Genomic DNA, 14,161 nt, shown 5'->3' on the forward strand with positions numbered 1-14,161 from the left:
CGCGACTGCGCGACTGCGCGACTGCGCGACTGCGCGACTGCGCGACTGCGCGACTGCGCGACTGCGCGACTGCGCGACTGCGCGACTGCGCGACTGCGCGACTGTCAGGGTGCCGCCACGGTCGTGGCTGTCAGGGCAGGCGGGTCTGGAGCACTCCGTTTTGGATCCGGGTCGGCAGGATCTGTTGGTCGTTGCCGGACGGGCCCTGCACGACCTCGCCGCCGTTGAGTCGGAACGCGCTGCCGTGCCACGGGCAGACCACGCAGGCGTGACCGTCGATCTCTTGGACCTCACCCTGGCCGAGTGGCCCGCTCTGGTGCGGGCAACGCTCCAACATCACGGTGACCTCGTCATCGTGCCGGTAGAGGATCACCGAGATGTCGTCGTCCACCTCTCGGGTGATCAGGGTGCGTTGCGGCAGCGTCGCCATGTCGACCAGCGAGTGCCAGCCGTCGGTCATCCGGTGCAGCTCGGAGACGCTCTGGTTGACCTGCGCCCCCTGCTTGTACGCGAGGTGACCCCCGATGTACGCCCCGAGGCTCACGGCGGAGAGCCCGATAAACCCGAGTGCCCGGCCGACGCCGTGCCGACCGGAGAGCCGTGCGGCCAGCGAGCCGGCGTAGAGCGTCATGCCGACGGTGTTGGCGGCGGCGTGCACCAGGCCGACCCGGCGCTGGTCCCGCGCGAGTGCCGCCCAGTCGTTCAGCCCCGCGATGGCCGCCGGCACCGCGCTGACGGTGCCCAGGCCGACCAGCATGGTGGCGGGCCGGCGTTGCCCCGGCATCAGGTCCAGCACGGCAGCGCTGATCCAGGCACCCACTGGCACCTGCACCATCGCCGGGTGCAGGGGATGCCCCAGGGTCACCCCGTGCAGCAGGTCCCGCAGCCGCCGCGGACGCAGCGTGCTCAGGACCGCGCGCTGCAAGCGGTCACCGGTCCGGTCGAGGCTGGATGCCTGCTCAACTTTCGTCAGAAGTTCTCGCACGAGTACCGACTTCCCGGCAAACGAGGTCGCAAACCGACCAAGGGTGACAAACCTGTAGCGCAACGTGATCATGCCCCTTTGATCTTGCACTTCCTGCCCCGACAAGACCTGACAAAAGCCTCATACTGGCGAATGAAAGTGCAAGATCGACGGGGATTGTGGGTGGCGGGGCTCGGCGAGCATGCTGACGTGATGGGTGTGTGGGTGGAACGGGTCGGTGCCGTCACTACCGTGGTGTTGGATCGGAGGGCTGCTCGGAACGCCGTTGACGGGCCAACCGCCCGGGCGCTGGCGGACGCCTTCCGCGCCTTCGAGGCCGACCCGGACGCGGCGGTGGCCGTGCTCTGGGGGGCCGGTGGCACCTTCTGCGCGGGAGCCGACCTCAAGGCGATCGGGACACCGAGCGGCAACCGGGTCGAGCCCGAGGGAGATGGCCCGATGGGTCCGACCCGGATGGCGCTCAGCAAACCCGTGATCGCGGCGATCTCCGGGTACGCGGTGGCGGGCGGGCTGGAGTTGGCGCTCTGGTGCGACCTGCGGGTCGCCGAGTCCGACGCGACGCTCGGGGTGTTCTGCCGTCGCTGGGGAGTGCCGCTGATCGACGGTGGCACCGTCCGGCTGCCCCGGTTGATCGGCGAGAGCCGGGCGATGGACCTGATCCTCACGGGCCGCCCGGTGCCGGCCGATGAGGCGTACGCGATGGGGTTGGTCAATCGGTTGGTGCCACCCGGCCAGGCGCGGACCGCGGCCGAGGAGTTGGCGGCGGAGATCGCCCGGCACCCGCAGACCTGCCTGCGCAACGATCGGGCGGCGGTGCTGGCCGGCGCCGGGCGGCCCGAGTCGGAGGCGCTGGCGACCGAGTTGGCGTACGGGATGAACTCGCTGGCCACCGACACGGCTGCCGGAGCGTCCCGGTTCGCCGCCGGCGAGGGTCGGCACGGCACGATGCCGCCGGGAGGGTGAACCTCCCGGCGGCACCTGGTGCGGGCCAGATCAGTTGCGGTTGATGGTGAAGGTTGTCGTGGTGTTGCGGATGTCCTGGTAGTTGTTGGTCAGCCGCAGGTTGTTGAAGGTGACCGAGCCGACCGCCGGGCCCTGGCCGGGTTCCGGCATCTCGTTGGCCCAGATCGCGTAGCCCGACTTCGCGTCGAACGCGTCACCGCTCTTACGGACGCCGCTGATCGAGACGTTGGTGAAGACCGTGTCGGTGATCGGGTTCTCCGGCTGGGATCCGTTGTACTTGGTCTGGAACATGATCCCGGTGTACGTCGGATCGACGATGTCCACGTCGGACACCCGGATGCCGCGGAACTCCTTCGAGGCCGAGAAGACCCAGATCGCGGGGAATGTCTGCGATCCCCAGAAGTGCCCGCCGGCCCGGATCAGCGAGATGTTCTGGAACTGGGTCGGCGGGCTGGCCCCGAACCCGATGAACGGATAGCCGAAGTCCAGCGAACTGATGGTGATCCCCGAGTACGTCAGCATGTCCGCGATGTACAGGTTGCGGAACACGTTGTCGTAGCCGCCGTAGACGGCCAGCCCGGCCGCCCGCCAGGTCAGCGTGGCCGACAGGTTCTCGAACACGTTGCCGTGGTTGGAGGTCGAGGCGCCCTGGTCGGTGGCCGAGAAGAGGGCGAACGCGTCATCGCCGTTCGACCGCCCCTCGGTGTTCGTGACCAGGTTGTTGGTGCTGCCGTTGGTCAGGTTCACACCGTCGGCGAAGGTGTTCCGGAAGCGGCTGTTGCGGATGGTCAGCCCGCTGACGCTCACACCCCAGTACGCGCAGACGGTGTGCTCGACCCAGACACTGTCCAGGGTCATGTTGTCGACGTCCTTCAGCTCACCCCAGACCTTGCCCGGCCCGTCGATGCGGTTGGTGTAGTTGCCGAAGAAGGCCAGGTGCGAGAAGGTCGACCCGCTGGCCGAGGACTCCACCCGGAAGCCCGCGTCAGTGTTCTGCTGGTTGGTCGGCGTCTGGAAGCGGGTGTACCACATGCCCGCGCCGACCACCGTGATCGGCTTTCCGTACACCTGAAGCTTCTGCGCGGTCTCGTAGGTGCCGGCCGGCAGGTAGACACCGATCAGGTTGCCGGTGGTGTCCATCCGCACGGCGTCCAACGCGTTCTGGACGTCCTGGTGGCTGAAGCCGGTCGGCACCCGGTATCGGGCCGGGTCCGGGTTGGCCCGCGGTGCGACCAACTCCAGGTTGATGAAGTCGATCGCGTACGTGGTGGTGTTGGCCGGGTCCTTCTGTAGTCGGATCCTGCTGCCGGCCGGGATGGTCGAGTTCAACATGACGTTCGCCTCGTCGTACAGGTGGCGAGGCGGGCCGGCGCTCGGCGAGTCACTCGGGCCGGCCTCCGCACCGTAGAGCCAGATGTGCTTGGAGGTCAGGTTGATCGGCTTGTGCAGGGTGCCGTTGACGTAGATGTTCAACGTCGAGTCGATGCCTCCGCCGCCCGGCGAGTCGGGGATGGAGAAGCGGGTGACCAGGGTGTTGGTCGCCGCCCGGGTGGTCCACTCGACGTACGAGCCGGTGCTGTTCAGGGTCACCGCCCGACGTCCGGACGCCTCGCCGCCAAGATTACCGATGTCCCGGTTGGGCCCGACCTGTCCGGCGCCACCGCCGGTCGTGCCGTCCTCCGCCTCGTACATGTCGTAGCCGAGGTTGGCGCCGCGCCCCACGAAGAGCGGGCGGTCACTGGTGTTGTTGGTCTGCTTGACCGGCAGCTCGTTGCCGTCGACGGCGAGCACCACCCGGACGGTGTACTTGCCGTTCGCGGCGGTCCAGGTGCCCAGGCTGATCGGGCCGACCGTCGCCCCCGCGTTGATCACGCCGGAGTACGAGCCGGTCAGGGTACGGACCACGGTGCCGGACTCGTTGAGGACGGTCAGGGTGATGCCGTGCGCGCCGGACGCGGACGCCTGATTGCCGGCGTTGCGGATCGACACGGAGAAGGTGACCGTGCTGCCGGGCGGCGGGTTGCCCGGTGACCAGTCGACCGCGGAGGCGACCAGGTCGGAGCTGGCGATAGCGCCAACCACGAGCGGGCTGGGGTTGGTGTAGCTGTTGTTGGTGTCGTCCTGCTCGACGACGGTGTTCGACTCGTCGACCTTCGCGCTGAGCGGGTAGCTGCCCGAGTCACGCGTGCCGATGCTGGCGCTGACCGTGGTCGAGGCGCCGGCCGCGAGGCCGCCGACCGACGCGGTGCCGACCCGGGTGGAGCCCAGGTAGAAGTTGACGTTCGTGGCACCGGACGCCGCCGAGCCCGCGTTGCGCACGGTCGCGGAGAGCGTGATGGTGCTGGTCTCCACGGGCGCGGACGGGCTGAACGACATGCCGGTCACGGTCAGGTCCGGGTTCGGTGCCGGGGTGCCGAAGACCTGGAACTCGGCCACCTGTCCGGCCGGGGCGCCGGTGTTCGAGGCGATCGAGAGCCGCACGTCGGCCGCCGCACCGGAGACCGGAATGGTCACCGTGTTGCCGCTGCCCGGGTTGAAGGTGTAGTTCGCCGCGCCGACCAGGGTGGTGAAGGTCGAGGAGCCCTGGTCGCGGCCGAGCACGGTGATGTTCTGCGTACGCGCACCCCAGGCCGAGTCCGGGTTCAGCTTCAGCACGACCTGGCTGAGGCTGGCGTTCGCGCCGAGCTGCACGGTCAGCGTGCTCGGGTTGCCGTTGCCCTCCCAGTAGGTGGCCACGTTGTTGTCGTTGGCGTTGGTGGCCACGAACGTGTGCACGAACCCGGACGCGCTGATCGGCTTGCCGACCGCCAGGTTGGTGCCAACCGGCGGGTTGCCGGTGCCGGTCCGGGTCACCGTGTTGCTGTTGGCCGACTGGTTGCCGGCCGCGTCCTTGGCCCGTACGGAGTACGAGACCGTGGCGCTGTCGGGCTGGCTGTCGGTGTACGTCAGCGTCGAGCCGTTGACGCTGCCGCGCAGCGCGCCGTTGGCGTAGACGTCGTACCCGGTCACTCCGACGTTGTCGGTGGACGCCGACCAGGTGAGCCGGATCTGCCCAGCGGCCGGCTGGGTGTACGCCAGGTTGCCGGGGACGCTGGGAGCCTGGGTGTCGGGGCTGCCGACGGCGCCGTAGACCTCGACCTCGGAGAACTGCGCGGCGGGCCAACCGCTGTTGCCGGTGACCTGCACCCGCACGTAGCGGGTGCTCGCGGCAGTGAAGCTGACGGTCGCGGTGTTGCCGGTGGCCGGGTCGAAGGTGTAGCCGGCGGACGCCTTCAGGGTGGTGAAGGACGAGCCGTTGGTCGAGCCGAGCACCGACAGCGTCTGGGTGCGGGTCTGCCACGCCGACGCGGGCGGCAGTTTGAGTACCACCCGGTCGACGTTGACCGTGGCGCCCAGGTCGGCCTGGATCCACTGCGGGAACGCGTTGTTGGCGCTCTCCCAGTAGGTGTCCGCGTTGCCGTCGTTGGCGTTGCTCGCCACGTAGTTCTGGTTGTAGCTGCTGGCGGTCATCGTGGCGGAGAGCCCGGCGAGCATGGCCACACGTGCGGCGGCTGCGGACGGGTCCACCTTCGGTGCCGCGCTGGCCGCGGGGGTGACGACCGGGGCGGTGACGAGGAGCATCCCGGCGAGCACGCCGGCGAGCAGCCGTCGGTGGCCCGTGCGGGTGGTGCCGGGGACGGGATTGGGCGCGCCGGTCGGCGGCGTGCCTCGTCTGGTGCCGTTTCTGGACATGGGGTCGCTACACCTCTTTCGGGGGTGGGTGTGGGTGCGTTGCCCGGCGACGGGTGCAGGGGTACGCCCGTCGTTCCGCGACAGGTGGGGGACGGTGCGGGTTGGGGACGGGGTCGGACGACCGGGGCTGCGTTGCGCCGGAGTGCCCGGACCGGGTCGCCCCCGCCCTGGGCGGGCGGGGGCATCCGGCCTAGCTGGAATAGATCTCGAACTCGCTGAGCTGACCGGCCGGCCAGCCGCTGTTGCCGGTGACGGTCAGCCGCAGGTACCGCTGACTCGTCGACGCGAAGGTCACCGTGACCGTGTTGCCGCTGGACGGGTTGAAGGTGTAGCCGGCGGACGCCTTCAGGGTGGTGAACGTCGAGCCGTTGGTGGAGCCGAGCACCGACAGCGTCTGCGTACGTGTCTGCCAGGCCGATGAGGGTGGGAGCTTCAGCACGACCCGGGACACCGACCGGTTGGCACCCAGGTCCACGGTCAGCGACTGCGGGAACGCGTTGTTGGCGCTCTCCCAGTAGGTGTTCGGGTTGCCGTCCACCGCATTGGGGGCGGCGTACACGTCGGAGTGGCTGGTCTCGGTGACCGGCCGCCCGGCCGCCAGGTTGCCGCTGGGCGGCGGCGTGGTCGGGGGTGGAGTGGTCGGCGGCGGCGTGGTGGGTGGCGGCGTGGTCGGCGGCGGCGTGGTGGGCGTGCCGCCGTACACCTCGACCTCGGAGAGTTGCGCGGCCGGCCAGCCGGTGTTGCCGGCGACGGTCACCCGGATGTAGCGGCGGTCACCGGCGGGCAACCCGATCGACACGGCGTTGCCCGTGCCGGGGTCGAAGACCCGACCGGCGGAAGCCGCCAGCGTGGCGTACGACGAATTGTCGGTGGAACCGAGCACCGACAACGTCTGGGTACGGCGTTCCCAGCCGGCGGGCAGCTTGAGCACCACCCGGTCAACCGACCGGGCCGAGCCCAAATCGATGGTGACTGACTGTGGGAAGGCGTTGTTGGCGCTCTCCCAGTAGCTGGCCGCGTTGCCGTCCACCACGTTGGCCGCCGTGTAGCTCTGGTTGGTGCTGGTCGCGGTCGCCGGCCGGTTCAGTGCCAGGTTTCCGCTGGTCGGGGGCGGAGTGGTGGGCGGCGGCGTGGTCGGAGGCGGTGTGGTGGGCGGCGGCGTGGTCGGAGGCGGCGAGGTGGGTCCGCCACCCCACTGCGGGTTCGGCCACGGGCCGCAGTACGGGGTCGGCGTGTACCAGCCGGAGTTGCCGGCGCCCTGGGTGATCTGGAAACCACCGCCGACGCAGTTGTGCATCGGGTTGCTCTGCGCGATGTTGGTGGCGCGAACGTTGGTGAACGACACCTGGCTGGGTGCCTGCACCTGGAGCGCGTACGTGCCGGCGCCGTCGATCCGCACGTTGTTGAGGTTGATCCCGTTGGTCTGACCCTCGATCCAGTGCAGCGCCGCGTACGAGCTGTCCAGGATGTCGGTGTCGGTGATGTTGATGGTGGGGTTCTGGAACGCCTCGTTGAGGGCGGAGAACCAGATCGCGCCGACGCCGAAGTTCCAGTTGTAGTCCGAGTTGCCGTTACGGATCAACGTGTTCCGGGCGATCGTCCAGGTGCCCTGGACCCCGGTGGCGCCCTGTACGCCCGGGTAGCGGTTCGCGACGTGGATGCCACCGCCGTTGGTGAGCGAGTCGGCCGTCACGTTGTCGGTGATCTTGATGTCCCGCCCGCCGTAGCTGACCAGGTGGTTCGCCAGCAGGGTCACGCCGATGGTGTTGTGGGTGAAGGAGTTGTTGACGTTCGGCACGCTCTGCGCCCACATCGCCAACGCGTCGTCGCCGGTGTTGCGGACGAACGTGTTCGTCACCGTCGAGTTGGTCACGCCGGTGTGGAAGTTCACCCCGTCCGCGGTCTGGTCCAGGATCCGGCTGTTGCGGATGGTGAAGTTGTCCATCGGGCCGTCCATCCACGCCCCGACCTTGGTGTTCTCCAACCAGAGGTTGTCGACCACCGAGTTGGTCATCGCGCCGCCCAGGGCGTTGACCTGGTCGTCGTCGATCCGTTCACGGATGTCGCCGATGATGGCGAAGTCCCGCAGTGTCACGTTGCGGCTCGGCCCGTTCGCCTCGTGCGGGCGGACCGGGCCGGTGTAGCCGCCACCGGGGACGTACTTGCCGTAGATGCCGACGGACTTGTTCCGCTCGGTGGGGTGCCGGCCACCGAGCACCGAATACCAGGGGCCGGCGCCACGCAGGGTCACCCCGTCGACCACCACGTGATCCCAGAGGGTGAAGGTCCCGGTCGGGATCCAGACCGCTCTGCCCTGGGCCTTCCCGGCGTCGACCGCCGCCTGGAACTTCGCGGTCGAGTCGGTCGCGCCGCTCGGGTCCGCGCCGAAGTCGGTGACCACGTCGAGCACACCGGCGGGCTTGGTGATCGCCGGTGCGACCAGCTCGAAGTCCGCCAGGTCGATGGTGAACGAGGGCGACTGGGCGGTCGAGGAGACCTGGAACCGGATCTTCGTGCCGGCAGGCTGGGTACCGCCGAACATCGCCCGGGTCTCGTCGTAGAAGTGGTGCGGGTTGGTGTCGCCCGGGTTGTTGTTGAACGGGTAACCGCCGTAGTACCAGCCGTACCTCGATGTCACCGGGACCGACCTCAGCAGCGTCCCGTTGGCCCGCAGGTCGATGGCGGCGTCCCGGCCGGTGCCGGCCGGGCTGTCCGGCAGGCTGTACCGGAAGGTGACCGCGTTCGCCGGCGCGGTGAGGGTGAACTCGACGTACTCGCCGACGGCGTCGAGGGTGACGGCCTCCCGGCCGGATGCCTCCGACGGCAGCGTGCCGTAGTGCCGGTCAGGGCCGATCTTCGTGCCGTTGTGGGCGGCCTCCTCCGCCTCCTGCTCGACGAACGGGACGGTGGCGCCGCGGCCGGGGATGTCGAAGGGGGACAGCCCGGCCGCCGAGGCCGGGGTTGCGGTACCGGTGACCGCGAGGGCGGTCAGCGATGTGGCGGCGAGCAGGGTGGCGGCGATGGCGGCCAACCCTGCCCGGGTCGGGTATCGAAGGTGGTGCGGGGTGCCGGTGGTGTGGTTGGCCATGAGCTGTGCTCTCCCTTTCGTCAGGCAGGCCAGATCCCCCCGTGTCGGTGCGGCGTAGCGCGTTCCCCCCTCGTTCCTCCTTTCTTCTCGGGTGCGTGGTGCCGGCGGCCGGGACGGGCCGCCGGCACCACGGCGATCAGAGTCAGGTCAGGCCGGGTCCGCCCGTCGCGCGCGGCCCGTTCGCCAATTCGGCGGTACGCAGCCAGACTGCGGTGTCGGGCGGCAGCAGCCCGTCGTCGAGTGGCCCGCTGGCCAGTAGCAGCTCCCCGTCGGCCGGCAACGGAACAGGTGTGTCGGAGAGGTTGACCAGGCAGCTGAAGCCACCGCCACGGCTGAACGCGAGCACCCCGGCTGGGGCGGGCAGCCAGGTCAACTCGCCGTCACCGAGCGCCGGGTCGGCCCGCCGAGCCTGGATCGCCGCCCGGTACAGCTCCAGCATCGAGGCCGAGTCCCCGGTCTGCGCACGGGCTGTCCGGTCCTTCCAGTCGGCCGGCTGCGGCAGCCAGGGCGATGCGGCACCGGCAGGGCTGAACTCGAACGGCGGCTCGTCACCAGCCCAGGGCAGCGGCACGCGGCAGCCGTCGCGACCGGGGTCGATCCGGCCGGAACGTTCCCACATCGGGTCCTGACGCAGCGCGTACGGGATGTCCTCGACCTCGTAGAGGCCCAGCTCCTCGCCCTGATAGACGTAGGCGGCACCGGGCAGCGACAGCGAGAGCAGCGCGGCGGCCCGGGCCCGGCGGGTGCCCAGCTCCAGATCGGTGGGGGTCCCCTCGCGCTTGGCGGCGAAGCTGAACCTGGTGTCCGCCCGCCCGTAGCGAGTGACGTGCCGGGTGACGTCGTGGTTCGAGAGCACCCAGGTGGCCGGCGCGCCGACCGGCGCATGCGCGCTCAGCGTCCCGTCGATGCTCTCCCGCAGCGCCGTGGCGTCCCAGGCGCAGCCGAGGAAGTCGAAGTTGAACGCGGCGTGCAGCTCGTCCGGGCGCAGGTAGTTGGCGAACCGCTGCCGGTCCGGCAACCACACCTCACCGATCAGCGCCCGGTCGGCGTACTCGTCGGCGACCCGACGCCAGCCCCGGTAGATGTCGTGCACCCCGTCGAGGTCTTGGAACGGGTGCGGTTGGTCCTCCCGGACCTCGGGTAGCGTCCCGTCCTTGACCAGGAGCCCGGCCGAGTCGATCCGGATGCCGTCCACACCCCGGTCGAACCAGAACCGCAGGATGTCCTCGAACTCCTCCCGCACCCGGGGGTGGTCCCAGTTGAGGTCCGGCTGTTGGGGGGCGAACAGGTGCAGGTACCAGTCGCCGGGGGTGCCGTCCGGGTTGGTGGTGCGGGTCCAGGTCGGCCCGCCGAACTCACCGACCCAGTCGGTGGGTCGCTCGTCGCCGTTCGGGCCGCGGCCGGGTCGGAACCAGAACAGGTCCCGTTCGGGCGCGCCGGGTCCGCCGGCGAGCGCGGCCTGGAACCACGGGTGCGCGTCGGAGCAGTGGTTGGGCACCACGTCGACGATGGTCCGGATGCCCAGCGCGTGCGCCTCCGCGATCAGCGCCTCCACCTCGGTCAGGGTGCCGAAGACCGGGTCGATGTCGCGGTAGTCGGACACGTCGTAGCCGGCGTCCGCCATCGGGGAGGGATACCAGGGACTGAACCAGATCGCGTCGACGCCGAGCGCGGACAGGTGGTTCAACCGCGACCGGATGCCGGCGATGTCACCGATGCCGTCGCCGTTGCCGTCGGCGAAGCTCCGGGGATACACCTGGTAGATCACGGCTCCACGCCACCACGGACTTCTGTCAGCTGTGGACACGAGCACCTGCTTTCTGCGTCAGTACGTCGGTGGGTTCGCCGGAGGAAGATATGTCTCGGGCGAACGGTCCTTGTTCGCCGCGCGGAAGGATGCGGTGGTGGCTATCCCTTGATGCTGCCCGTGGTCAGACCGGACATGATGTTCCGTTGGAAGATCAGGAAGATGATGACGGTCGGGATCGCGGCGATGACCGACGCGGCGATCACCACGTTCATCGGCGTGCCACCAGCGAAGGCGTAGATGCCGACGCTGACCGTCCGGGTCTCGGGCGACGGCATGACCAGCTTCGGCCAGAGAAAGTCCTTCCAGACCGCTGTCACGGCGAAGATCGAGACTACGCCGAGGATGGGACGCGACAGCGGCAGGATGATCGACCAGAGCGTGCGCAGCGGCGTCGCCCCGTCCATGAGGGCCGCCGCCATCAACTCCTCCGGAATCGAGTCGAAGAACCGCTTCAACAGGAAGATGTTGAACGCGTTGGCGACCAGCGGCAACCAGATGGCGAAGGGCGAGTCGAGCAGGTTGATGTGCACGATCGGCAGGTCGATCACGGTCACGTACTGCGGGACGATGAGCACCATCGCCGGAATCATCAGCGTTCCCAGCATCAGGGCGAGGATGACGTTGCCGAAGATCGGCCGAAGCTTGGACAACGAGTACGCGGCGGCGGTGTCGAAGACCAGTTGGAACAGCACCGCGCCCGTCGCGTAGTAGAACGTGTTGAACAGCAGCTTGGCGAGGGCCAGGTTGTTCCAGGCGTCGATGTAGTTCTGCGGCTGGGGGTCCTTCGGAAACAGCGAGGGTGGGGTCTGCGCGATCTCCTGGCCGGACTTGAGCGCGCCGGTGGCCATCCAGTAGAGCGGCCCGAGGAAGACGAGCGTGAACCCCGCCACGACGACGACCAGCAGCGTCCAGTAGATGACCCGGCCGCGCCCTCGGCTGAGCTGGGCATGAGAGATGAGGGTCCGGGTTCCGGAGTCCTGTGCCATTCCTCGCCGTCCTAGTCCTGTTTCGCAGTCAGCCGCACGTACACGGCGGAGAAGCCGGCCAGCACCACGAGCATGATCACGCCCAGTGCGGCGGCACCGTTGAGGTCGTTCTGGAAGAACCCGTGCTGATAGATGAGGTACGCCACCGAGGTCGCGGAGTCCTCCGCGCCCGCACCGTTGGCGAGGATCAGTGGCTCGATGAAGAGCTGCATCGTGGCGACGATCTGCAGCATCGCCAGGAGCGCGAGGATCAGCCGGGTCTGCGGGATCGTCACGTGGCGGATACGTCGCCAGATCCCGGCGCCGTCCAGCTCGGCCGCCTCGTAGAGCTCACCGGGGATGTTCTGCAACGACGCCAGGTAGATCAGCACCGCGCCGCCCATGTTCATCCAGGTGGACGCGACCACCATCGCCGGCATGGTCATCCCCGGCGACTGCATCCACTGCGAGGTGGGCAGGTGCAGTGCCTTGAGGATCGCGTTGAAGAGCCCAGCCTCGCTGGGGTCGTACGCGTAGAACTTGAAGAGGAACAGCGCCGAGGCCGGCGGCAGCATCACCGGGAGGTAGACCAGGATCCGCAGGTACCCCTTGGCGTGGCGGAACTCGTTGAGCAGCACTGCCACGAAGAACGGCACCACGTACCCGAGGACGAGCGCGAGCACCGTGAAGTAGAAGGTGTTCTGCCAGGCCGTCCAGAAGCTGGGGTCGGCGATGATGCGCGAGTAGTTGTCCCAGCCCACCCAGGTGGTCTCGCCGCGCCGGGTGCGCTGGAAACTCATGACGATGCCGCGGATCATCGGGTACCAGGAGAAGACGACGAAGCAGAGCACCGCGCCGACCAGGAACGCGTGACCGGTGAGGTTGTCCCGTACCTTGCGGCCGAGGCTCGCACGCTGCGGCCTCGCCGAGTACGGCGACGGCGGGCGGCCCGGTTTCCTGGGGGTCTCCGGGACGGTGGTGATCGCCAAGGCAACTCCTGGGTGAGTCGGTGACGTCGACGATGCGGTGCGGATGATGTGGGGGCCGGGTCGGCGTCCCGGCCCCCACACGATCGGTCAGCTCTCGGCGGCGAGGAGCTGGTTGACCTTCTCCTCGGCGGTCTTGAGCAGCGCGTCGATGTTCGAGTTCGGGTTGGTCAGCACACCGGACACCGCGGCGTCGAGCACCGCGTAGATCGCCTGCGCGTTGCGCGGTTCACCCTTGATCGCGACCGGGGTCGCCTCGAAGAGCGCGAAGTTCGCCGTGTCGACGTTCGCGTTCGCCTTACGCAGCTCGAGCTCCTGCTTCTGGACCTCACTGCCGTTGGCGAAGAGCAGCGGCTGGGGCAGACCCACCGGGTAGTTCTGCGGCTTGGCCCGGGCGTAGTCGAACTGGCCCTTGCCCGGGGTCAGCTTCTGGTACGCGATCCACTTCAGACCGGCCTTGACCTGCTCGGGAGTGAGGTCCTTCTTGAAGAAGTAGCCCTCGCCACCACCGAGCGTCCCCTTCGCCGCGCCGTCCTGGCCGGGCAGCGGGCTCATCGCCCAGTCCTGGAACTTGCCCTGGAACTGGCTGACGATCGCCTGGGTGGCGTCCGGCGCTCCGATGAACATGCCGACCTTGCCCGCGCCGGCGTTCGTCAGCAGGTCGCCCCACTGCAGCAGCTGGCGGGCGCCCATGCTGTTGTCGCCGTACCGCATGTCCTTGAGGTTCTGCAGGACCTGCTTACCCATGGCGTTGTTGAAGTCGGCCTTCTTGCCGTCCGTCGTCAGCACCTGGCCGCCCTGTGAGTAGAGCAGGGAGGTGAAGTGCCAGCCGCCGGTGTTGCCGGCGCTGTACTCCGAGTAGCCGGCGATGCCGTTGCCGAGCGCGGAGATCTTCTTGGCGGCGGCCCGGACCTCTGGCCAGGTCTTGGGCGGGTTGTTCACGTCGAGCCCGGCCTGCTGGAAGAGGACCTTGTTGTAGACCAGGCCCATCGAGTAGTTCTTCACCGGAACGGCGTAGAGCTTGCCGCCGTCGGTGAAGACCCCCTTGAGTGCCGGGTCGACGCTGTCCCAGGTCGGGATCGTGTCCTTGTTGGCGTACTGGCTGATGTCCATCGCCTGACCGGAGTCGAGCACCTGCTGGAGATCGGTCATGTACCCGTAGAAGACGTCGGTCACGGTGCCGCCGGCGAGGCGGGCGGTGAAGTCCGGCGGGTTGTTGCACTGCTCGCCGACGCTCACGCTCTTGATGGCGATGTCCGGGTTCAGCCGCTGGAACTCAACGACGTCGTCGTTCCAGTTCTTCAACAGCTCTTTCTGCGCGCCGACCGGCTGGCAGTCAACCGTGATGGTGACCTTGCCGGCGGCGTTCGTGTCCTTGTCGTCGCTCTTCGTGGAGCATGCCGTGAGGCTGAACCCCAGGCCGGCCACGAGCGCAACCGCCGCAGCCTTTCGGTATTGCGGTACGGACATCTGTCCATCCCTTCGGGAACGGGTGACTCCAATGACCTTCGCTGATCTGCGGTGATACGACCTGACGCCCAGTAGCTGCGTCGGAGCCAGGTGTGAGTGGAGTCACTGTAGCGAGGAGGACTCATTTCGGCAAGGTATCGACCCTGTTCCGAAAGGACACGA

At 68.6% G+C, this 14,161-nt stretch carries 8 protein-coding genes; 1 reads left to right on the top strand and 7 read right to left on the bottom strand.

Features of this window, described 5'->3' with window-relative positions:
• Positions 1 to 130: 130 nt before the first annotated feature.
• Positions 131 to 985, bottom strand: a complete 855-nt coding sequence (locus ABZS37_RS07985; RefSeq protein WP_355166718.1) for a Rieske 2Fe-2S domain-containing protein — start codon at positions 983 to 985, stop codon at positions 131 to 133.
• A 192-nt stretch (positions 986 to 1,177) separates the two neighbouring features.
• Between ABZS37_RS07985 and ABZS37_RS07990 the strand changes: the two genes are divergently transcribed.
• A complete protein-coding gene (locus tag ABZS37_RS07990) occupies positions 1,178 to 1,948 on the top strand; it encodes a crotonase/enoyl-CoA hydratase family protein (protein WP_355166720.1) in 771 nt (256 codons plus the stop codon).
• 30 nt (positions 1,949 to 1,978) lie between these two features.
• Here ABZS37_RS07990 and ABZS37_RS07995 read toward each other — a convergent pair whose 3' ends face one another.
• The 6 genes from ABZS37_RS07995 to ABZS37_RS08020 form a co-directional block, all read right to left on the bottom strand.
• Positions 1,979 to 5,680 carry a discoidin domain-containing protein gene (locus ABZS37_RS07995; protein ID WP_355166722.1) on the bottom strand — a complete coding sequence of 1,234 codons (3,702 nt, stop codon included), beginning with the start codon at positions 5,678 to 5,680 and terminating at the stop codon, positions 1,979 to 1,981.
• Positions 5,681 to 5,870: 190 nt separating this feature from the next.
• The gene (locus ABZS37_RS08000; RefSeq protein ID WP_355166724.1) at positions 5,871 to 8,768 is read right to left on the bottom strand and encodes a discoidin domain-containing protein; all 2,898 of its coding nucleotides are present in this window, start codon (positions 8,766 to 8,768) and stop codon (positions 5,871 to 5,873) included.
• A 142-nt stretch (positions 8,769 to 8,910) separates the two neighbouring features.
• Positions 8,911 to 10,536: a glycoside hydrolase family 13 protein gene (locus ABZS37_RS08005; protein WP_355166726.1), complete on the bottom strand. Its 1,626-nt coding sequence runs from the start codon at positions 10,534 to 10,536 to the stop codon at positions 8,911 to 8,913.
• Between the two features lie 140 nt (positions 10,537 to 10,676).
• A complete protein-coding gene (locus ABZS37_RS08010; protein ID WP_355166728.1) occupies positions 10,677 to 11,564 on the bottom strand; it encodes a carbohydrate ABC transporter permease in 888 nt (295 codons plus the stop codon).
• 11 nt (positions 11,565 to 11,575) lie between these two features.
• Positions 11,576 to 12,532 (bottom strand): sugar ABC transporter permease, encoded by a 957-nt coding sequence (locus tag ABZS37_RS08015; protein WP_355166730.1) that lies wholly within the window; start codon positions 12,530 to 12,532, stop codon positions 11,576 to 11,578.
• Between the two features lie 87 nt (positions 12,533 to 12,619).
• Positions 12,620 to 13,999 carry an extracellular solute-binding protein gene (locus ABZS37_RS08020; protein ID WP_355166732.1) on the bottom strand — a complete coding sequence of 460 codons (1,380 nt, stop codon included), beginning with the start codon at positions 13,997 to 13,999 and terminating at the stop codon, positions 12,620 to 12,622.
• Between the last annotated feature and the right edge of the window lie 162 nt (positions 14,000 to 14,161).

Origin of the sequence: Micromonospora sp. NPDC005413, assembly GCF_040606435.1 — a bacterium.
Classification (GTDB): Bacteria; Actinomycetota; Actinomycetes; order Mycobacteriales; family Micromonosporaceae; genus Micromonospora.